Here is a 21,604-nt window from a genome sequence, read left to right on the forward strand (position 1 = left end):
GTGAGATGGTGAATTGTTTTATATGGAGCGATGGCGGTTAATAGCGAAGCGCTGATTTGCGCACTGGAAACTCAAGGACAGATTCATGGACAGATTAACCCCCATCCGCTGTTGGCCTGCCATCATCTCGCTTGTGATTACGCTGACAATCTGGTTTGTTATCCCTTGCCCACCTGAGGTCACCCCAGAGGCGTGGCACCTGTTGGCGTTGTTTATCGGCACGATTGCGGCAATTATCGGTAAAGCAATGCCGATTGGCGCTATCGCAGTTGTGGCGATTATGCTGGTGGCAATGACCGGTGTTACCAATCCGGGTAAACCTTCGGCAGCGCTTAATGATGCGTTAAGCGGCTTTTCAAACCAGCTGATCTGGTTAATTGGCCTGTCGATCATGCTGTCGCAAAGTCTGTTGAAAACCGGGCTGGGCGCGCGCATTGGCTACGGATTTATTGCGCTGTTTGGTAAAAGAACGCTGGGTATCGCCTGGGCGCTCACCCTCGCTGAAACGCTGATTGCGCCAGTCACGCCGAGCAATACCGCGCGCGGCGGCGGCATTATTCATCCGGTGATGCGGGCCATTGCGGAAAGCCTCGGCTCGCAGCCGGGAAACAGTGAAAATGGCTCCACGGGACGCTATCTCGCGCTGGTGAACTACAACATTAACCCGATCAGTTCTGCGATGTTTATCACCGCAACCGCGCCTAACCCGCTAATTGTCAGCTTTCTGCTGAAGGGGACGGATGGGGTACTGAATATGACCTGGGGGATGTGGGCTATTGCCGCGCTGCTTCCTGCGGTCGTATCACTGGTCGTGATGCCCATTGTTATTTGGTGGCTCTATCCGCCCGCGATTACGCGCACGCCGAATGCGCCGCAGTTCGCGCGGGAAAAACTGGATGCGCTTGGCCCGCTCTCGCTGGCGGAAAAAATCACCCTGGCGGTTTTCATTTTGTTGCTCTGCCTGTGGGCGGGTGTCCCTGCGATGCTCATGGGCAGCGGCTGGACTGTTAATCCCACCAGTGCCGCGTTAATTGGCTTATCGATTTTGTTGCTGACCGGCGTATTAAGCTGGGACGATATGCTTAAGTGCCGTGGGGCATGGGATACTATCGTCTGGTTTGCCGCACTGGTGATGATGGCGGATTTTCTCAGTAAGCTGGGTCTGGTGGGCTGGCTGGCGACCAGCGTCGGAAGCGCCATTGACCATCTTGGCGTTCACTGGAGCATCGCGACGCTTTTGCTGATTCTGCTTTACGTCTACTCGCACTACTTTTTTGCCAGCACCACCGCGCATATTACGGCGATGTTTGCTGCGTTTTTCGCCGCGGGATTAGGCCTTGGCGCGCCACCCGCACTGCTTGGGCTGATGCTCGGTTTTTCATCCTCTCTGATGATGTCGCTCACGCACTATGGTACGGGCACTGCGCCTATCATCTTTGGTTCGGGCTATGTCACGCTGGCGGAATGGTGGAAAACGGGGCTGGTCATGAGTGTGGTCAATCTGACCATCTGGGGAGTGACCGGCGCTTTCTGGTGGCGCTGGCTGGGTTACTGGTAAAGCGATAGTGACGGGAGGAGAGGTCCTCCCGTCCCGACAACTTACGCCTGTTTAGCCGCTTCCGCCGCTTTTACGATGACAGCGAAAGCATCCGCTTTCAGAGAAGCACCGCCAACCAGCGCGCCGTCGATGTCCGGCTGAGCGAACAGTTCCGCCGCGTTGGACGCGTTTACGGAACCGCCGTACTGGATGATGACCTGCTCAGCGATTTTCGCGTCCGCTTTGGCAATGTGGTCACGGATAAACTTATGCACCGCCTGTGCCTGCGCAGGCGTCGCTGATTTACCGGTACCGATAGCCCATACCGGCTCGTACGCGATGACCGCGCCTTCGAACGCTGCTGCGCCCTGGGTTTTCAGCACGGCGTCAATCTGACGTGCGCACACTTCTTCGGTTTTGCCTGCTTCGTTTTCGGCTTCGGTTTCACCGATGCACAGAACTGGCGTCAGGCCCTGTTCTTTCAGTACGGCGAATTTTTTCGCGATCAGCTCGTCAGACTCTTTATGGTAAGTACGACGCTCTGAGTGGCCGATAATGATGTACTGCGCGCCGATGTCTTTCAGCATTTCAGCGGAAGTTTCACCGGTGAATGCGCCAGACAGATTCAGGTCAACGTTCTGCGCGCCCAGAATGATGTGGCTACCGGCCGCGGCCTGCTTCGCCAGATCGATATACATTTCCGGCGGAGCGATCGCAACCGCACAGCCAGCAACGCCAGCCAGCTCTTTACGCAGGTTAGCCACCAGCTCGTTTACCATATGGCGGCTGCCGTTCAGTTTCCAGTTACCCATCACTAAAGGATGTCGCATTGTAATTCTCCACGCTTTGTCAGCGAATTAAGGAAGATGGCCACTCTTGCGAGCAGCATGGTCTGTGAAACAGTATAGAGATTTTCCCCTGAGAGGCTTTGCTTTTTATCACTAATTAAGCCCCTCAAGATCCTCAGATAACGCCAGCTTAATCGGTTCAACCGCGAAGGTCAGCCCCTTTTCGCCGTTATCTGCCACAACATAGCGAATTGCGCCTTCGGTTTCGGCGTAGTAGCGTTTATTTTTTCCTGCGGCGAGCAGTTTTTGCAGCTTTTTCTGGCTTTGTTCTTTGGTCAACAGTGGTGCGACGGTGCGGATCACGGCCGTCATGTACTCCAGCGCTTTCGCTTTCGCCGCTTTTTGTTCCGGCCCCTGGATCGGCAGCCAGGTGATCTGCATGCTCTTGATCTTCAACGTTCCCCGCTCAAGGGCGGTAGAAGCGTACAGATTCTCGTTAATTTTGCTGGCTGCGCGGGTGAGATTGGCTTTATCGCGACTGCTGTCGATAGAACGGAATTCGTTTAACGGAAGCTTTGGGTTCTGTTGGTTAAAGTTTTCGCGAAACTGGCTGATAGAGAGATCAAATGTTGGCGCTCCGGCAAGCAAGTATGGCGCTGTGGGGGCGACCAGAGGCTCCGCCGACAGCGCGGTCACGCTGAACGTCATCGCTGAAAATAACATTAAAAACAGTGAACATCCTGGCTTCATCAATCTTACCTTTCGTTATGACTGCTCACGATTAAAACGATAACCGTCTGGCTTGTCAAAAGGGTAAACTGTCGGCGTTTTCTATTTTAAAGGAACTTACATGACCATACAGCAGTGGTTATTCTCATTTAAAGGGCGTATTGGCCGCCGTGATTTCTGGATCTGGATGGTTCTGTGGCTTGTCGGCATGGTGGTCCTGTTTTCGCTGGCGAGCCAGTCGTTGCTCGATATCCAAACCGCGGCGTTTTGCCTGGTCTGCCTGCTCTGGCCGACGGCGGCGGTGACAGTAAAACGCCTTCACGACCGTGGGCGTTCCGGACTGTGGGCGCTCTTGATGATTCTGGCGTGGATGTTGTTGGCTGGAAACTGGGCAATCCTGCCAGGTATGTGGCAATGGGCGGTGGGGCGCTTTGTACCGACGCTGATTCTTATCATGATGATTATCGATCTGGGCGCGTTTATCGGCACCCAGGGGGAAAATAAGTTCGGCAAAGACACCCTGGACGTTAAGTATAAAGCGGAACGGTAAACAGCAGGCCGGATCCGGCGATGTCGCCCTCCGGCAAAATATTTACCAGTAGTGCTCTGCGGTCATATGACCTGGGCGACGACGCAAGTGTTTGCTCATCTGCCGGGTTTCTTTCAACAACTGTTGGGTATCGCGCACCATCTGCGGGTTACCACAGAGCATCACATGGCTGGTCTCTTTATCTATCGGTAGCCCGATGGCTTTTTCCAGCTCGCCGCTTTCAATGAGCGCCGGAACGCGACCGGTTAACGAACCGGCGACGGTTTCCCGACTGACCACCGTCTGGATCCGCAGCTTGCCTTCATACCGTTTTTGCAGTTCCTGCATGAGCGGTAAATAGCTTAAATCGGCGGCGTAGCGCGCGGCATGGACCAGCACCAGATTTTTAAAGCGGTCCAGATCTTTTCCCCACTGCAGAATCGACAGATACGGGCCAATGGCGGTGCCGGTCGCCAGCATCCACAGCGTGTCGCAGTCGGGGATCTCCTCCAGCACAAAGAAACCAGCGGCTTCACTCACCACCAGGACTTCATCGCCGGGCTTCAGCGCCGCCAGACGCGGGCTTAGCTTGCCGTCGGGAACGGTGACGAGGTAAAACTCCAGATCCGGGTTATCGGGGGCATTCACGTAGGAGTAAGCGCGCTGGACGCGCTCGCCGTCAATCTCCAGCCCAAGCTTGGTAAACTGACCGGCGGTAAAAGGATGAACGGGGGCGTGGACGGTCAGACTAAACAGGGCATCGGTCCAGTTCTGTACCTTCGTGACTTTGCCTGTTACCCAATCTGCCATGGTTTTCTCCTGTTCTGATCTCGTCCCTTTATCTTCGTTCCTTGGCCGCAAGATTTCCAGCCCGGATGGGCTGGAAGGCTCGAACGAACAAATCAATTACAGGATATGCGCCTGCACGTCCGGGTCTTTGCGATCCAGATAGTGAATGGACTGGATACGGCGGATGGTGCGGGACTTTCCGCGAATCAACAGCGTTTCGGTGGTGGCGATGTTGCCTTTGCGGCTAATCCCTTCCAGCAGATCGCCTTTGGTGATGCCGGTGGCGGAGAAAATCACGTTGTCGCTACGCGCCATTTCGTCCAGACGCAGGACTTTTCCCGCGTCGATCCCCATCGCTTTACAGCGTGCCAGCTCTTGTTCGCCAATGCGGCGGTTATCTTCGCTGTCGCCTTTGACGTCATGACGCGCCAGCAGACGACCCTGCATGTCGCCATCCAGCGCACGGATCACCGCCGCGGAGACCACGCCTTCCGGCGCGCCGCCAATGCCGTACAGCACGTCGACTTCGCTGTCAGGCATACAGGTCAGAATGGAGGCTGCTACGTCGCCGTCAGGAATGGCGAATACGCGCACGCCGAGGGTTTGCATCTGCGCAATCACATTATCGTGACGCGGCTTCGCCAGAATGGTTACCGTTAAATCACACAGCGGCTTGCCAAGCGCGGCGGCGATGTTGCGCAGGTTGTCCGCCAGCGGCAGATTCAGGTCGATAGCGCCTTTCGCGCCCGGTCCGACGATGAGCTTTTCCATATACATATCCGGCGCGTTCAGGAAGCTCCCCTTATCGCCGACTGCCAGCACCGCCAGCGCGTTGGCCTGGCCCATCGCCGTCATACGCGTGCCTTCGATTGGATCGACAGCGATATCCACCGCATCGCCGTGGCCGGTTCCTACGTTTTCGCCGATGTAGAGCATTGGCGCTTCATCGATCTCGCCTTCACCAATCACGATGGTGCCGTCAATATTGACCTGATTAAGCATAATGCGCATCGCGTTTACCGCCGCGCCGTCTGCGGTGTTTTTGTCACCGCGTCCCAACCATTTGTAGCCAGCCAGCGCCGCCGCTTCGGTTACGCGGGAAAATTCGATGGCAAGTTCTCGTCTCATAGCAAACTCGTAGCAGAAAGGAATGGCGCGCAGTGTAGCACAGGGGAAGGGGCCTGATTATTGATGTGTGTGCGGGGTTGCCCCCGCATAAAGATTTTTCCGGATGGCGATGCTAACGTGTCCCATCCAGCCGGGATCCTGCTTGTCGTGGTAGGCCGGATGAGGCGAAGCCTCGATCCGGCATTCCACAATCACTCGTCGTGTTCTTCCCAGGCCAGCGCGCGTTTCACCGCTTTTTTCCAGCCGCTGTAACGGTAGTTACGCTCGGTAGTTTCAATGCCAGGGCGGAATTCACGCTCAATAACCGCTTTTTCCTGTAGCTCATCGAGGTTCTGCCAGTAGCCAACCGCCAGACCCGCAAGGTACGCCGCCCCCAGCGCGGTGACTTCACGCACTTCCGGGCGCTCGACGCGTGTACCGAGAATGTCCGACTGGAACTGCATCAGGAAGTTATTAGCGACCGCGCCGCCGTCAACACGCAGAGCGTGTAGGCGAATACCGGAGTCTGCCTGCATTGCCTCCAGCACATCACGGGTCTGATAAGCGATCGATTCCAGCGTCGCGCGGATGATGTGGTTGGAATTCACCCCACGGGTCAGGCCGAAGATCGCGCCACGGGCATACGGGTCCCAGTAGGGTGCGCCGAGACCAGTAAACGCCGGCACCACATACACGCCGTTAGTGTCCTTCACTTTGGTGGCAAAATATTCAGAGTCGAAGGCGTCGCTGATCAACTTCATTTCATCACGCAGCCACTGGATAGACGCACCGGCCATAAACACCGCACCTTCCAGCGCGTAGTTCACTTCGCCGGTCGGGCCACAGGCGATGGTGGTCAAAAGTCCGTTTTCGGACTTAACTGCTTTCTCGCCGGTATTCATCAGCATAAAGCAGCCGGTGCCGTAGGTATTCTTCGCCATCCCTTCTTTAACGCACAGTTGGCCGAACAGTGCCGCCTGCTGGTCACCGGCGATACCGGCGATAGGAATGCGCGTGCCGCCTTTACCGCCGATATTGGTCTGGCCGTACACTTCAGAAGAACGGCGCACTTCCGGCAGCATCGCGCGCGGAATATCCAGCGCATCCAGCATCTTGTCGTCCCAGTCCAGGGTGTGGATGTTGAACAGCATGGTGCGCGAGGCGTTGGTGTAATCCGTCACGTGTACGCGTCCCTGGGTCATTTTCCAGATAAGCCAGGTGTCCACTGTACCGAACAACAATTCGCCCCGACGCGCGCGCTCGCGTGAGCCTTCAACGTGGTCGAGGATCCACTTCACTTTGGTGCCGGAGAAGTAAGGGTCAATCACCAGACCGGTGGTGCTACGGACATACTCTTCCATGCCGTCGCGTTTTAAGTGCTCGCAAATGTCGGCGGTACGACGACACTGCCAGACGATGGCGTTATAGATCGGCTTGCCGGTCTCACGCTCCCAGACAATGGTGGTCTCACGCTGGTTGGTGATACCGATCGCTGCAATTTGATCGGAACTGATGTCTGCTTTCGCCAGGACTTCCACCAGCGTAGAGCTTTGCGTCGCCCAGATTTCCATCGGGTCGTGCTCAACCCAGCCTGCTTTCGGGTAGATCTGCTCAAATTCGCGTTGGGAAACGCTCACGATATTCGCATCGTGATCCATCACAACGGCGCGGGAGCTGGTGGTGCCCTGGTCGAGCGCAACGATATACTTTTTGTCAGTCATAATTTTTGTCCCGTAGTCACATTACAGCGAAGCTTTTTGTTGTGTAGCGGCCGTGGTTTCCTTCTCTTCCACGACACAGGTATCGCACGGCAAATGGCGGCCAATCAGCTTGCGATAGGCAAACGCGCCCAGAATAGCGCCGACGATGGGGCCGAACAGCGGCACCAGGAAGTAAGGAATATCTTTGCCGCCGGTGAAGGCCACGTTACCCCAACCGGCCAGCCAGGCGAACGCTTTCGGACCGATGTCACGCGCCGGGTTCATTGCAAAGCCGGTCAGTGGCCCCATTGATGCGCCGATAACCGCAATCAGCAAGCCAATCAGCAGCGGCGCCAGCGGGCCGCGAGGAACACCGTTACCGTCGTCGGTCAGCGCCAGGATAAGCCCCATCAGAATAGCGGTAATCACCATTTCAACCGCGAAGGCCTGCACAAAATTGATATGTGGATTGGGATATGTCGAGAAAGTGCCAGCCAGATCAACACTTTCAACGCTGCCGCGTACGATGTGGTGCGTCAGCTCATAGTCCGCGAAAAGATTGTAATAAAGCCCGTAAACTAACGCCGCTGCGCAAAACGCGCCGGCAAACTGAGAAATAATAAAAGGAACAACTTTACGCTTGTCGAAACAAGCAAACAGCCATAACGCAATGGTGACTGCCGGATTCAGGTGCGCGCCAGACACGCCTGCGGTCAGGTAGATAGCCATCGCTACCCCCAGCCCCCAGATGACGCTGATTTCCCACTGTCCAAAAGACGCTCCGGCGACTTTTAGCGCAGCGACACACCCCACACCGAAGAAAATCAACAACCCGGTACCGAGGAATTCAGCAATGCACTGGCCTTTTAAGGTTGATGTTTGACTCATAATCGGATCCTGAAGAGATTAGTGTTTATTGTAAGCGAGGAGGTCACTGACGTCCGCGATGCCCTGTAGGCATACTGTTAATTTATCGTTAACGAGCAAAAACGAGAAATATCGAAATTAAAATGTGTGTGCTCCGTCAATAAAATGAGCGTTATCGCGCCATAAAGCGCGTTTTGCAATACATAAGAACTGTGAGCTGAATCATTTCTTTAACCAATGTGTTAACACTTTGGAGTTATAGGGCGAATGTCACCAGGAGAAGGATGAAAAGTGTGGCAAACCGCAATCTGCGCGGGATGCTGCTGGACAGGGGCGGCGGGGCTTCATACAATCGGGCACTATAGATTATGCGATATTGTGCGCGTATGCGTGAAGCGTCGCCTTGCAATTCAGGAGAGTATGACCATGTCTTTAGAAGTGTTTGAGAAACTGGAAGCAAAAGTACAGCAGGCGATTGATACCATCACTTTGCTGCAGATGGAAATCGAAGAGCTGAAAGAAAAGAATAACTCGCTGGCGCAGGAAGTGCAGTCTGCACAGCACAGCCGTGAAGAGCTGGAGCGCGAGAACCATTCTCTGAAAGAGCAGCAGAACGGCTGGCAGGATCGGTTGCAGGCTCTTTTAGGCCGTATGGAAGAAGTCTAATTACGCTTTATCTTTCGCGTAATCATCGTGGTGATTTTGTAGATTTTGTAGGTCGGATAAGGCGCTCGCGCCGCCATCCGGCACAATAACCTCAATGGCGCGCTACGCTTATCAGGCTTACAGATTACGTCACGTATAAAAAAGGCACCTTGTGGTGCCTTTTTTGATTACTCAATGTCCAGCGGGTCTTCGGAAAGGATGATGCCGGTATTGTCGGCGTAGAGGTGGTCACCGGAGAAGAACGTCACGCCGCCGAAGTTGACGCGGACATCACTTTCGCCAATCCCTTCTCCTGCCGCGCCGACCGGAATCGCGGCAATCGCCTGGATACCGATATCCAGTTCTTCCAGGTCGTCTACCTGACGCACCGCGCCGTAGAGCACCAGACCTTCCCATTCATTCTGTGCCGCCAGGCGCGCCAGTTCGGCGTCGACCAGCGCACGACGGACAGAACCGCCGCCGTCGACCAGCAGAACGCGACCACGGCCATTTTGTTCGAGCAGATCGTACAGCAACCCGTTGTCCTCGAAACATTTCACCGTGACGATTTGTCCGCCAAACGACGACCGTCCTCCAAAGTTAGAGAACAGCGGTTCCACGACGTTGACATCTTCTTGATAGATGTCACAAAGCTCGGAAGTATCGTATTTCATAGGCTTAACGTTCAGTTGCTGCGAGAATTTTTAGTATATCGCGCTAAGTGCACTGTTGGCAAAATCATCAATTGTTAATTGATATTTGTCAGTTATCTGCCCCACTGACTTAAGATAATCCCTACAATAAACAGCAGGTTAGTCAGCAAGGCCGCTTTTACGGTGCGTTCCAGCATGGGACGCATGGCCGCCGGGTCCATCTGGCGCATGACGTAACGCGACTGTTTTACCAGCAGCGGCGCGGCCAGCAGGAACAGCCAGCCCCACGGACTTTGCAGGGAAAGCAGATTGAACAGCGCCAGGCAGACCAGCGTTCCCATCAACAGACAGGCGTGATAACGGCGGGCGTTTACCGCGCCTAAGCGGACCGCCAGCGTGTTTTTGCCGTTCTCGCGGTCGCTGTTGATATCACGCAGGTTATTGATGTTCAATACCGCCGTTGCCAGCAGGCCGCAGGCGGTCGCTGGCAAAATCAACGCCGGGATCAAGGTGTGCGCCTGCAGGTACCAGCTTCCCATCACGCTGAGCCAGCCGAAGAAAACCAGCACGGAAATATCACCCAGACCAATATAACCATACGGACGATTACCCACGGTGTAAGTGATGGCGGCGATAATCGACAGCCCGCCGAGCACGAGGAAACCGACAAAATCAGTCAGGGTATGGCAAGCCACAGCCACCAACGCCAGCCCTGACAGGCAAATGAGCGCCACGGTGATAATCAGCGCGCGTTTCATCTCCTGCTGGGTAATCACCCCTTTTTGCATTCCGCGCAGCGGCCCGATGCGGTCCGGCTTGTCGCTGCCTTTTACCGCGTCGCCATAGTCATTGGCAAGATTCGACAGGATTTGCAGCAGCCCGGCGGTAATTAACGCCAGCAGGGCCACCAGCGGATCGAAATATCCCTGCCACCACGCCAGCGTGGTGCCGACGATAATGGCCGCGAAGGCCAGCGGCAGGGTTTTGGGTCGTAAACTTTCCAGCCAGGCCTGAGTGCGGCTAATGTGTTGTTCAGTCATAGTTAGCGCCAATAAAAATGGGGCCTTTCAGCCCCATCAACAGTGATGAAAATGCATTGAACGCGATTATAAGATAAAACGGCTCAGATCTTCATCTGCGACCAGCGCATCCAGATGTTTGCTCACATAATCCGCATCAATTGTTATGCTTTGGCCATTCAAATCGCTCGCATCGTAGGAAATATCTTCCATCAGACGCTCCAGAACGGTGTGCAAACGACGGGCGCCGATGTTCTCGGTGGTTTCGTTCACCTGCCATGCGGCTTCGGCAATGCGCTTAATACCAGAATCGGTAAACTCAATGTTCACGCCTTCGGTCGCCATCAGCGCTTTGTACTGAACGGTAACGGAAGCGTTCGGTTCGGTCAGAATGCGTTCGAAGTCGCTGGTGGTCAGCGCCTGAAGCTCAACGCGAATCGGCAGACGACCCTGCAGCTCCGGGATCAGGTCAGACGGTTTCGCCACCTGGAATGCGCCAGACGCGATAAACAGAATGTGATCGGTTTTGACCATACCGTGTTTGGTGGAGACGGTGCAGCCTTCTACCAGCGGCAGCAGGTCACGCTGTACGCCTTCACGGGAGACGTCCGGACCAGACGATTCGCCGCGTTTACAGATTTTGTCGATCTCGTCGATAAACACGATCCCGTGCTGCTCCACGGCGTCGATGGCATCCTGCTTAAGCTCTTCCGGATTCACCAGCTTGGCCGCTTCTTCTTCGATCAACAGCTTCATCGCGTCTTTGATTTTCAGCTTACGCGGTTTCTGTTTCTGTCCGCCGAGGTTCTGGAACATTGACTGCAGCTGGCTGGTCATCTCTTCCATTCCCGGCGGCGCCATGATTTCAACGCCCATTGGCGCTGCGGCAAGGTCGATCTCGATTTCTTTATCGTCGAGTTGGCCTTCACGCAGTTTTTTACGGAATGCCTGGCGCGCCGCAGACGGCTCGGCCTGCTGTTCCGCCTGGCCCCAGTTGTTTTTTGCCGGCGGGATCAGCACGTCGAGAATGCGCTCTTCCGCCATCTCTTCCGCGCGGTAGCGGTTTTTTTCGATCGCCTGTACGCGCACCATTTTGACGGCGGCGTCGGTGAGATCGCGAATAATGGAGTCGACTTCTTTACCAACGTAGCCGACTTCGGTGAATTTGGTCGCTTCAACTTTGATGAACGGCGCGTTGGCCAGTTTCGCCAGACGACGGGCGATCTCGGTTTTACCGACGCCGGTCGGGCCAATCATCAGGATATTTTTAGGCGTCACTTCATGGCGCAGCTCTTCGTCGAGCTGCATACGGCGCCAGCGGTTACGCAGCGCAATCGCCACGGAGCGCTTGGCGTTATCCTGGCCGATGATGTGCTTGTTCAGTTCGCTGACGATTTCGCGTGGGGTCATTTCAGACATGGGAGATCCTTACGCTTTAGAGGTCAATTCTTCGATGGTGTGGAAGTGGTTGGTATAAATGCAGATATCGCCTGCAATATCCAACGCTTTTTCAGCAATGTCGCGAGCGCCGAGCTCGGTGTTTTCCAGCAAAGCACGCGCCGCGGCCTGGGCGTAGGGACCGCCGGAGCCGATGGCAATCAGATCGTTTTCAGGCTGCACGACGTCGCCATTACCGGTGATGATGAGCGACGCGGTTTCATCGGCAACCGCCAGCAGTGCTTCGAGCTTGCGCAGCATGCGATCGGTACGCCAGTCTTTCGCCAGCTCAACGGCGGCTTTGACCAGGTGACCCTGATGCATTTCCAGCTTGCGCTCAAACAGTTCGAACAGCGTGAATGCGTCCGCGGTGCCACCCGCAAAGCCCGCAATGACTTTGTCATTGTACAGGCGGCGCACTTTCTTCACGTTGCCTTTCATTACGGTATTACCCAGCGTGGCCTGGCCATCGCCGGCGATAACCACATGGCCGTTACGGCGTACGCTTACTATTGTTGTCACGAGCAGACCCCTTGGTTACAAATGCAGAATACAAGCCCCGCACGGTGTACGGGGCATAATGCAACTATAGATGGGGGGGATTTTGGGGGTTTCAACCCCCGGCGGCGAGTCGAATGCAGTTTGTGTGGCCAGCCATCTTCAGACGGCTCAGGGTGCTGTCGGCATTTTCTTTGCCTTTCACCGGCCCGATAACCACGCGATTCCAGCCGTTGTTGGTGGTGATTTTGGAGTCAAAGCCTTCGAAAGCCAACTGGGCGCGCACGGTTTCCGCCTGTTCAGCGCCTTTAAAGGAGCCGCATTGCACCATCCAGCGACGCTCGTCTTTTTTCTCAGCGGCAGGCTTAGGCGCATCTGGCGCACGGGAAATCGGCGCGGCCTGCTGCGTTTTAGGCTGCGAAGCGGCGGTATGCGCCGGTGTCTGCAACAGATCCTGATACGGCTGCTGGGACGCCGTTTGCTTCGGCTGCGAGGTTTGCTTCGGCGGCTGTTGAACCGGCGCTGACTGAGCCGTACGCGTTTGCGGCTGTGTCTGGGTTCGCGGTTGCTGTACCGGCTGCGTGTACTGCTGCTCAACCTGACGCTGTTGAGCCTGACGTTGCAGCGTTTGCTGACGCTGTTCCGGCGTCTGCTCGTTCCACGGTACTTCGTTGAGCTGCGTAGGCTGCTGGCGCATATCTGCCTGCATCTGCGCCAGTAACTGTCGCTGTTCGTTGGTCAGTTGATCCGGTTTCATCACTTCACCGCCTGCGGACGGTTCCGTTGGCGCACGTACGCCAGGCTGGCGGCTTTCCAGCTCCTTGATGTAGCGCCAGCGCTCTTCCGGCTTCGGCGGCAACCCGTTGCCCGTCACTTTCTGGCTCTGCAACGTTTCTGATTCTTCTTTTTTGTGATGCGTGATGAAGTACAGACCACCGATAAAGGCCACAAGGACGGCGGCGGCAATGGCGACCATTGCGGGCGATACCGCAGACGTGTTGCGTTGCTTTTTCCGTGAGGTGCTCTTTTTGCGCCGCGAAGGTGCCGGTTGGCCGCGACGTACATAATCTCGTTGTGCCACTATCGTTTCGCTGTATTTATTCGTTCGTCAGCCCGCCATGTTACTTAAGCGGCGGGCCTTTGACCAGACGCGGGTGTCTGAAAGGTTTACGTTAAGGCGCGAGTGGAGCCCCTGAGGATCAGTTCGCAGTCCATTAAACGCGAGCCGCTGCTCACATTTTGCCCCTGCATCTGATCGAGCAACAGCAGCATTGCTTCGCAGCCGATTTGGAAACGCGGCTGTGCGACCGTCGTCAGCGGCGGATCGCAAAATTCTGACAGGGCGATATTGTCGAAGCCAATGATCGACAGATCGTTTGGCACTTTCATTCCCTGGCGTTTGGCCCAGGAGAGCGCGCCTAACGCCATCACATCGCTATGGCAGAATACCGCCGTCGGCGGCTGCGGCAGCGCCATCAGCTGTTTTAACGCATTGCCCCCCGCTTCGTAAGTGAAGTCGCCACGGGCGATATAGTGCGGGTCGACGGTAATGCCGCAGCGGCGCAACGCCTGCACATAACCCTGCAGGCGATAATGGCACAGCGGCATCTCTTCCGGCCCGGCAATACACCCGATGCGCTGATGCCCCAGCTCATGTAAATAATTCACGGCATCAAAGGCGGCGGTCAGGTTATCGATATGTACCGTAGGAAGCTCCAGCTCTGGGGCAAATTCGTTTGCCATCACCATCGGCGGCAGATTGCGCTGTTCTTCAATACTGGCGTCAAACGGCAGGCGCGAACCGAGCAGCAGCATCCCGTCGATTTGCTTGGTGATGATGAGGTTAACGAACGTTTTTTCCTGCTGGTTCTGATGCGCGCAGTCGCCAATGAGCACCAGATAGCCATGACTTGCGGCGGTGATCTCAATGCCACGGATGATCTCGCTAAAGAAGGGATCGCAAATATCCGGCACAATCACCAGGATCGTCCGCGATTCATTTCGTTTAACGTTGCGTCCCGCCGCCTGCGGTAAATAGCCTACTTCCATTGCGGCCTGTTCGACCCGGTTTCGGGTGGACTGGGAGACTTTTTCCGGGTTCATCAGCGCGCGGGACACGGTTGCCGTTGAGACTTTCGCCTTCTCGGCAACATCTTTCATTGTAGCGGCAACAACCTGCTTCTTCGGTTTCACTCTTTCTCCTCGCCAGGGTAATCCGGCGCAGCACTATCCCTGTTGAAATCACATCGAAAACATTTTTATCAGATAGCGAATGGAAACGGTTACAGAATTTTCATAAAAAGTGTGATGGGTGTTGAATTTTACGATCCGCCTCGCATCGTGAAGGCGTTATCCCTCGATCGGATCGACATCCAGCACCCATTTCACCTTGCGCGCGTCCGGCAGCGTGTTGATGAGCGCAAGGGTGCCGCTGACAATATGTTGCAGGCGAACCCGTGAAGGATGCTGCAATAAAATCTGCCAGCGATAGCGTCCGCCGCGCTTTGGCGCCAGCGCAGGAACCGGGCCCAGCACCCACAGTTTCTCGTCTGCCAGGGGGCTGGCCTGAATCAGATTGCGCAACTGCTGTAAAAACAGCGGGGCCAACTGATTGTTATGGTCTTCCGCCCGCACGATGACGTGGCTGGTCCACGGCGGCAATTGCATCGTCTGACGTTCCGCCAACGCTTGCTCGGCAAACGCGTCATAGCCCTTATGCAGCAGCGTCTGGAGCAGCGGATGTTCCGGATGATGGGTTTGCAACACCACTTCACCCTGTTTGCCTGCGCGCCCTGCGCGTCCGGACACCTGGGTATACAGTTGGGCAAACCGTTCAGCGGATCGGAAGTCTGCGGAAAACAGCGCGCCGTCTACGTCGAGCAAGGCGACCAGCGTGACGTCCGGGAAGTGATGGCCTTTTGCCAGCATTTGCGTGCCAATCAGGATCCGCGCGCCGCCGCGATGCACTTCCGCCAGATGTTGCTCCAGCGCGCCTTTGCGACTGGTTGTGTCGCGGTCGATACGGGAAATCGGCACCCCGGGGAAGAAGGGCGCCAACGCCTGTTCAAGCTGCTCGGTGCCTAAACCGACCGGCACCATGTGTGTAGAGCCGCAGGTTGGGCACTGGCGCGGCACAGGGCGCTGGCTGTCGCAGTGATGGCAGCGCAGGTGATGCTGGGCCTGATGGAGGGTGTAGTAGTGATCGCAGCGCGGGCATTCGGCAATCCAGCCGCAGTCATGACATAGCAGCGCGGGTGCGAAACCCCGACGATTGAGGAACAGGATCACCTGGTTGTCTGCCTGCAAATGCTGGCGCATCCGGGCGATCAGCGCTGGCGCTAACCCGGCCTGTATCTGCTGGCCCTTTAAATCCAGCACATGCTGCGTGGCGGGGCGGGCATTTCCCGCACGCCGCGTCAGACGCAGCAGACGGTATTTTTTCTGTCGAACGTTACACAGCGTTTCCAGCGCGGGCGTAGCGGAACCGAGGATAATCGGAATGTGTTCGCTATGGGCGCGATAGACGGCCAGATCGCGCGCATGGTAGCGCCAGCCTTCTTGCTGTTTATAGGAACTGTCGTGTTCCTCATCAATCACGATGACGCCCAGGTTTTTGAACGGCGTAAATAAAGAAGAGCGCGTACCGATTACAATCGCCGCCTCGCCGTTTTTCGCTTTCAGCCAGGCGGAAAGGCGTTCACTGTCGTTAAGACCGGAATGCAGCACTTCCACCGGCGCGTTGAAGCGTTCGCGAAAGCGGGCGATGGTCTGCGGCGTCAGGCCAATTTCCGGCACCATCACCAGCGCCTGCTTTCCCTGGGCGAGGACGTTTTCCAGCACGCTCAGGTAGACTTCTGTTTTACCGGAGCCGGTGACGCCTGCCAGCAGCCAGGCGGAGAAACTGTCCGAGGCGCTATGAATTGCGCCTACGGCGGTGGCCTGTTCTGTGTTCAGACGCAAACGATCGCCGCAAACCGCGTAACCGGCGCGCCAGTCGCTAAAGCCCGGTGTTTCGCTTGCCAGCTCGCACAGACCTTTTTTACGTAGCGCCTGTAGCGCGGTGTCGTTAAATTCGAGGTCCGCCACCTGGTCGCGCCAGATTTTACCCTGCCGCAGCGCCGCCAGCGCCTGTTGCTGTTTGGGTGAACGCTTTAAGCTGTTGAGGTCGACCGCCTGACCGTCTTCGGTGGCGAACCAGTACCACATTGGCGTATTGGTTGCCGGTTTCCCCTGGCGCAGCAGAATGGGTAGGGCATGAAACAGCACATCGCCGATAGGATGATGATAGTAATCCGCCGCCCACATCAGCAGCCGCCAGACGGACGGCGAGAAAACCGGTTCGCCGTCCAGCACCTCAACCACCGCTTTGAGCTCATTCAGCGGCAGTTCGCTCTTGTCGCTGACCGACACGACGATCCCGACACGCTCCTGCTGCTTGCCAAACGGAACGCGCACGCGACACCCGGCTTTGACGTTCATCCCTTCCGGCAGAAGGTAGTCAAAGGTGCGGGGAAGCGGAACGGGTAAGGCAACGTGCGCAACGGGCATGACATCATCCTGACTTGAAATCTGGCGGGTTAGTATACACATTAGTTGCGGTGGACAAGTGAATCAGTTTGCATGAGCTGGCTAATTTCTGTATGATTCGCCGCCTTTGATGCAAATTGATCGCGTCAAAAATTGACCATTACCCGAGAATTTCGCGCTGCTGGTGTAGAGTGGAAGGCGACGGGAAATAATTAACATCGCGTGGTGTCTGGCGTTAGGGCTGGAAGAGCGACGCGGCCTTAAACTGAGGTTTCCCCATGAAAAAAGATATTCACCCGAAATACGAAGAAATTACTGCTACCTGTTCTTGCGGTAACGTCATGAAAATCCGCTCTACCGTTGGTCACGATCTGAACCTGGACGTGTGCGGTAAATGCCACCCGTTCTACACAGGCAAACAGCGTGACGTTGCAACCGGTGGCCGTGTTGACCGCTTCAACAAGCGTTTCAGCATCCCGGGCAGCAAATAAGATTCTGCTGTCAAAGAAAAAAGCGCCGAAAGGCGCTTTTTTTGTCTCTGTAAATCAGTATTCCCACGTCTCCGGATCGATACCCAGTTCACGCATGATTTCTTTTGCCGCTTCCGGGATCTCGTCGCTGCGCTCTTTTCGCAAATCTTCATCGTTCGGAAGAGGTTGCCCGGTAAAGGCGTGCAAAAACGCTTCGCACAGCAGCTCGCTGTTGGTGGCGTGACGCAGGTTGTTCACCTGACGACGCGTACGTTCATCGGTGAGGATTTTTAACACCTTCAGAGGAATGGAAACCGTAATTTTCTTAACTTGTTCACTCTTCTTACCGTGCTCAGCGTATGGGCTGATATATTCGCCGCTCCATTCAGCCATGAGATACCTTAATCCTCTTTGTCATTAATATGGGGCCAGACCACACGCGGTGTGGCTATCAGCCGGAATTCCGCATAGTTTACCGTACAGGCGATCCCATGACACGGGTAAAGCGCCTGTAGTTGTGCGCTAATGCATATAATTTTAACGGCTATTTGCTGTTTGCTCAATCTATACGCAAAGAAGTTTAGATGTCCAGATGTATTGACGTCTATTGTCACAATGTTTACTCTGAAGCCTGACTTTTCACCGACTCAGCTCAGGAACACCCTAACATGACGCGTAAACAGGCCACCATCGCAGTGCGTAGCGGGTTAAATGACGACGAACAGTACGGTTGTGTCGTCCCGCCGATTCATCTTTCCAGCACCTATAATTTCACCGGTTTTAATGAACCTCGCGCTCATGACTATTCTCGCCGCGGCAACCCGACGCGCGATGTGGTTCAGCGTGCGCTGGCGGAACTGGAAGGCGGTGCGGGCGCGGTGTTGACCAATACCGGCATGTCGGCGATCCATCTGGTGACGACGGTATTCCTGAAGCCTGGCGACCTGCTGGTGGCGCCGCACGACTGCTATGGCGGCAGCTATCGCCTGTTTGACAGTCTGGCGAAGCGTGGGTGCTATCGCGTCCTGTTTGTCGACCAGGGCAACGAGCAAGCGCTACGGGCCGCGCTGGCGGAAAAACCGAAGCTGGTACTGGTAGAAAGTCCGAGTAATCCGCTGTTACGCGTGGTGGATATTGCGAAGATCTGCCAGTTGGCGCGGGACGCCGGGGCGGTGAGCGTCGTCGATAACACGTTTTTAAGCCCGGCGTTGCAAAATCCGCTGGCATTGGGCGCCGATCTGGTGTTGCATTCATGCACGAAATATCTGAATGGCCACTCTGACGTGGTGGCGGGCGTGGTGATTGCGAAAGATCCGGATACCGTTACCGAACTGGCATGGTGGGCGAATAATATCGGCGTCACCGGTAGCGCCTTTGACAGCTATTTGCTGCTGCGCGGGCTGCGCACGCTGTCGCCGCGCATGGAAGTGGCGCAGCGTAACGCGCAGGCGATTGTCGATTACCTGCAAACCCAGCCGCTGGTGAAAAAACTGTATCATCCATCACTGCCGGAAAATCAGGGCCATGAAATTGCCGCGCGCCAGCAAAAAGGCTTTGGCGCGATGTTGAGTTTTGAACTGGATGGCGATGAGCAGACGCTGCGTCGTTTCCTCGGCGGGCTGTCGTTGTTTACGCTGGCGGAATCCTTAGGGGGAGTGGAAAGTTTGATCTCTCACGCCGCGACGATGACCCATGCAGGCATGGCGCCCGAAGCGCGCGCTGCCGCCGGGATCTCCGAGACGCTGCTGCGTATCTCCACCGGTATTGAAGATGGCGAAGATTTAATTGCCGACCTGGAAAATGGCTTCCGGGCTGCAAACAAGGGGTAAACATGAGTGTGATTGCGCAGGCAGGGGCGAAGGGTCGCCAACTGCATAAATTTGGTGGCAGTAGTCTGGCTGACGTGAAGTGTTATCTGCGCGTGGCGGGCATTATGGCGGAATACTCACAGCCTGACGATATGATGGTGGTTTCCGCCGCAGGCAGCACCACCAACCAGTTGATTAGCTGGCTGAAACTCAGTCAGACCGATCGCCTCTCTGCGCATCAGGTGCAACAAACTCTTCGTCGCTATCAGTGCGATCTGATCAGCGGTCTGCTGCCTGCCGATGTGGCGGACAGTTTGATCAGTCTGTTCATCAGCGACCTGGAACGTCTGGCGGCGCTGCTGGACAGCGGCGTCACCGATGCGGTCTACGCGGAAGTGGTCGGCCACGGCGAAGTCTGGTCCGCGCGACTGATGTCTGCGGTGCTCAATCAGCAGGGAATGGAATCCGCCTGGCTGGACGCGCGCGAATTTCTCCGCGCCGAGCGCGCCGCGCAGCCGCAGGTCGACGAAGGTTTATCTTATCCGTTGTTGCAACAGTTGCTGGTGCAGCATCCGGGCAAACGTCTGGTGGTCACGGGTTTTATCAGCCGCAGCAATGCGGGTGAAACGGTACTGCTGGGGCGCAACGGTTCTGACTACTCGGCGACGCAGATAGGCGCGCTGGCGGGCGTTTCCCGGGTCACCATCTGGAGCGACGTCGCCGGGGTTTACAGCGCCGATCCGCGCAAGGTGAAGGATGCCTGCCTGCTGCCCCTGTTGCGTCTGGATGAAGCCAGCGAGCTGGCGCGTCTGGCAGCGCCGGTGCTGCACGCGCGCACGCTGCAGCCCGTTTCCGGCAGCGATATCGATCTGCAATTACGCTGTAGCTACACGCCGGATCAGGGGTCCACGCGCATTGAACGTGTGCTGGCTTCCGGGACAGGCGCGCGTATCGTTACCAGTCATGATGATGTGTGCCTGATTGAGTTTCAGGTGCCCGCGAGCCAGGAGTTTAAGCTGGCGTATAAGGATATCGACCAGATCCTGAAACGCGCGCAGGTGCGACCGCTGGCGGTGGGCGTCCATCACGATCGTCAACTGCTTCAGTTCTGCTACACCTCTGAAGTCGCCGACAGCGCGCTGAGGATCCTTGACGAGGCGGGCTTACCGGGAGAACTGCGCCTGCGGCAGGGGCTTGCGCTGGTGGCAATGGTCGGTGCGGGGGTCACCCGCAACCCGCTGCACTGCCACCGTTTTTGGCAGCAACTAAAAGGTCAGCCGGTCGAGTTCACCTGGCAATCGGAAGAGGGCATCAGCCTGGTCGCGGTGTTACGTACAGGCCCGACCGAAAGCCTGATTCAGGGCTTACATCAGTCTCTTTTCCGCGCCGAAAAGCGTATCGGTCTGGTGCTGTTTGGTAAGGGCAATATTGGCTCCCGTTGGCTGGAACTGTTTGCCCGCGAGCAGAGCACGTTGTCGGCGCGTACCGGGTTTGAATTTGTGCTGGCGGGCGTGGTGGACAGTCGCCGCAGCCTGCTGAACTACGAAGGACTGGATGCCAGCCGTGCGCTGGCGTTCTTTGGCGACGAAGCCGTTGAACAGGATGAAGAGTCGCTGTTTTTATGGATGCGCGCGCACCCGTACGATGATCTGGTGGTGCTGGACGTGACGGCGAGCGAGCAACTGGCGGATCAATATCTCGACTTTGCCAGCCACGGTTTTCACGTTATCAGCGCCAATAAACTGGCCGGGGCGAGTAACAGTGACAAGTACCGGCAAATTCACGACGCGTTTGATAAAACGGGTCGCCACTGGCTGTATAACGCCACCGTGGGGGCCGGATTGCCAATCAACCATACCGTGCGCGATCTCATCGACAGTGGCGATACCATTTTGTCGATCAGTGGGATCTTCTCCGGTACGCTCTCGTGGCTGTTCCTGCAGTTTGACGGCACCGTGCCGTTCACCGAACTGGTGGATCAGGCCTGGCAGCAGGGGCTGACCGAGCCGGACCCGCGTGTGGATCTGTCCGGTAAAGACGTGATGCGTAAACTGGTGATTCTGGCACGTGAAGCAGGTTACGATATCGAGCCGGATCAGGTGCGCGTCGAGTCGTTGGTACCCGCGCATTGCGAAGAGGGCTCCATCGACCATTTCTTTGAAAACGGCGATGAGCTGAATGAGCAGATGGTTCAGCGTCTGGAGGCCGCCCGCGAGATGGGACTGGTGCTGCGCTACGTGGCGCGTTTTGACGCTAACGGTAAAGCGCGCGTTGGCGTCGAAGCCGTGCGCCCGGAGCATCCGCTGGCGGCGCTGCTGCCGTGTGATAACGTATTTGCCATCGAAAGCCGCTGGTATCGCGACAACCCGCTGGTGATCCGCGGGCCGGGCGCGGGACGCGACGTGACCGCCGGGGCGATTCAGTCGGACATCAACCGCCTGGCGCAACTGTTATAACCTGTGTTGCAGGCCGGAGGGCGGTTTCGCCTTATCCGGCTGCAT

20 protein-coding genes are annotated in these 21,604 nt (G+C 56.4%); 6 read left to right on the forward strand and 14 right to left on the reverse strand.

Annotated elements, in window-relative coordinates:
• Positions 1-85 precede the first annotated feature (85 nt).
• Positions 86-1,558 carry a DASS family sodium-coupled anion symporter gene (locus APU02_RS19625; RefSeq protein ID WP_042292556.1) on the forward strand — a complete coding sequence of 491 codons (1,473 nt, stop codon included), beginning with the start codon at positions 86-88 and terminating at the stop codon, positions 1,556-1,558.
• A gap of 41 nt (positions 1,559-1,599) precedes the next feature.
• On the opposite strand, the gene tpiA is transcribed toward APU02_RS19625, so the two are convergent.
• Both tpiA and APU02_RS19635 read right to left on the reverse strand, forming a co-directional pair.
• The gene (gene tpiA / locus APU02_RS19630; protein WP_060571000.1) at positions 1,600-2,367 is read right to left on the reverse strand and encodes a triose-phosphate isomerase; all 768 of its coding nucleotides are present in this window, start codon (positions 2,365-2,367) and stop codon (positions 1,600-1,602) included.
• Positions 2,368-2,478: 111 nt separating this feature from the next.
• Positions 2,479-3,075, reverse strand: a complete 597-nt coding sequence (locus APU02_RS19635; protein WP_042292561.1) for a YiiQ family protein — start codon at positions 3,073-3,075, stop codon at positions 2,479-2,481.
• Positions 3,076-3,175: 100 nt separating this feature from the next.
• Here APU02_RS19635 and APU02_RS19640 point away from each other — a divergent pair, with 100 nt between their 5' ends.
• Positions 3,176-3,604, forward strand: coding sequence for a DUF805 domain-containing protein (locus APU02_RS19640; protein ID WP_060571001.1), 429 nt, complete (start codon positions 3,176-3,178; stop codon positions 3,602-3,604).
• A gap of 42 nt (positions 3,605-3,646) precedes the next feature.
• On the opposite strand, the gene fpr is transcribed toward APU02_RS19640, so the two are convergent.
• The 4 genes from fpr to glpF form a co-directional block, all read right to left on the reverse strand.
• The gene (gene fpr, locus APU02_RS19645) at positions 3,647-4,393 is read right to left on the reverse strand and encodes a ferredoxin--NADP(+) reductase (RefSeq protein ID WP_042292566.1); all 747 of its coding nucleotides are present in this window, start codon (positions 4,391-4,393) and stop codon (positions 3,647-3,649) included.
• 96 nt (positions 4,394-4,489) lie between these two features.
• Entirely contained in the window at positions 4,490-5,500 is a 1,011-nt protein-coding gene (gene glpX / locus APU02_RS19650) for a class II fructose-bisphosphatase (protein ID WP_042292574.1), read from the reverse strand.
• Positions 5,501-5,691: 191 nt separating this feature from the next.
• Complete coding sequence (glpK, locus tag APU02_RS19655) at positions 5,692-7,200, reverse strand: glycerol kinase GlpK (protein ID WP_042292577.1); 1,509 nt, start codon at positions 7,198-7,200, stop codon at positions 5,692-5,694.
• Between the two features lie 21 nt (positions 7,201-7,221).
• Complete coding sequence (gene glpF / locus APU02_RS19660; protein WP_042292580.1) at positions 7,222-8,067, reverse strand: glycerol uptake facilitator protein GlpF; 846 nt, start codon at positions 8,065-8,067, stop codon at positions 7,222-7,224.
• Positions 8,068-8,466: 399 nt separating this feature from the next.
• On the opposite strand from glpF, the gene zapB reads away from it, so the two are divergent.
• Positions 8,467-8,712 (forward strand): septal ring assembly protein ZapB, encoded by a 246-nt coding sequence (gene zapB, locus APU02_RS19665; protein WP_120714923.1) that lies wholly within the window; start codon positions 8,467-8,469, stop codon positions 8,710-8,712.
• 167 nt (positions 8,713-8,879) lie between these two features.
• Here zapB and rraA read toward each other — a convergent pair whose 3' ends face one another.
• The 7 genes from rraA to priA form a co-directional block, all read right to left on the reverse strand.
• Positions 8,880-9,365, reverse strand: a complete 486-nt coding sequence (rraA, locus tag APU02_RS19670) for a ribonuclease E activity regulator RraA (protein ID WP_060571002.1) — start codon at positions 9,363-9,365, stop codon at positions 8,880-8,882.
• A gap of 92 nt (positions 9,366-9,457) precedes the next feature.
• Positions 9,458-10,384, reverse strand: a complete 927-nt coding sequence (gene menA / locus APU02_RS19675; protein WP_060571003.1) for a 1,4-dihydroxy-2-naphthoate polyprenyltransferase — start codon at positions 10,382-10,384, stop codon at positions 9,458-9,460.
• 66 nt (positions 10,385-10,450) lie between these two features.
• Complete coding sequence (hslU, locus tag APU02_RS19680) at positions 10,451-11,782, reverse strand: HslU--HslV peptidase ATPase subunit (protein ID WP_042292592.1); 1,332 nt, start codon at positions 11,780-11,782, stop codon at positions 10,451-10,453.
• Positions 11,783-11,791: 9 nt separating this feature from the next.
• A complete protein-coding gene (hslV, locus tag APU02_RS19685) occupies positions 11,792-12,322 on the reverse strand; it encodes an ATP-dependent protease subunit HslV (protein ID WP_042292596.1) in 531 nt (176 codons plus the stop codon).
• Positions 12,323-12,413: 91 nt separating this feature from the next.
• The gene (ftsN, locus tag APU02_RS19690) at positions 12,414-13,379 is read right to left on the reverse strand and encodes a cell division protein FtsN (RefSeq protein WP_060571004.1); all 966 of its coding nucleotides are present in this window, start codon (positions 13,377-13,379) and stop codon (positions 12,414-12,416) included.
• Between the two features lie 86 nt (positions 13,380-13,465).
• Positions 13,466-14,491, reverse strand: coding sequence for a DNA-binding transcriptional regulator CytR (gene cytR / locus APU02_RS19695; RefSeq protein WP_060571005.1), 1,026 nt, complete (start codon positions 14,489-14,491; stop codon positions 13,466-13,468).
• Between the two features lie 156 nt (positions 14,492-14,647).
• Complete coding sequence (gene priA, locus APU02_RS19700) at positions 14,648-16,846, reverse strand: primosomal protein N' (protein ID WP_042292602.1); 2,199 nt, start codon at positions 16,844-16,846, stop codon at positions 14,648-14,650.
• A 257-nt stretch (positions 16,847-17,103) separates the two neighbouring features.
• Between priA and rpmE the strand changes: the two genes are divergently transcribed.
• Entirely contained in the window at positions 17,104-17,316 is a 213-nt protein-coding gene (gene rpmE, locus APU02_RS19705) for a 50S ribosomal protein L31 (RefSeq protein ID WP_012907796.1), read from the forward strand.
• Positions 17,317-17,370: 54 nt separating this feature from the next.
• Here the strand turns inward: rpmE and metJ are convergent, their stop codons facing one another.
• The gene (gene metJ, locus APU02_RS19710; RefSeq protein ID WP_012907792.1) at positions 17,371-17,688 is read right to left on the reverse strand and encodes a met regulon transcriptional regulator MetJ; all 318 of its coding nucleotides are present in this window, start codon (positions 17,686-17,688) and stop codon (positions 17,371-17,373) included.
• 275 nt (positions 17,689-17,963) lie between these two features.
• Between metJ and metB the strand changes: the two genes are divergently transcribed.
• A complete protein-coding gene (gene metB / locus APU02_RS19715) occupies positions 17,964-19,124 on the forward strand; it encodes a cystathionine gamma-synthase (protein ID WP_042292605.1) in 1,161 nt (386 codons plus the stop codon).
• Between the two features lie 2 nt (positions 19,125-19,126).
• Positions 19,127-21,559, forward strand: a complete 2,433-nt coding sequence (metL, locus tag APU02_RS19720) for a bifunctional aspartate kinase/homoserine dehydrogenase II (protein ID WP_060571006.1) — start codon at positions 19,127-19,129, stop codon at positions 21,557-21,559.
• Positions 21,560-21,604: the final 45 nt, after the last annotated feature.

It is taken from the genome of Citrobacter sp. 50677481, assembly GCF_001463265.1.
GTDB classification, from domain to species: domain Bacteria; phylum Pseudomonadota; class Gammaproteobacteria; order Enterobacterales; family Enterobacteriaceae; genus Citrobacter_A; species Citrobacter_A sedlakii.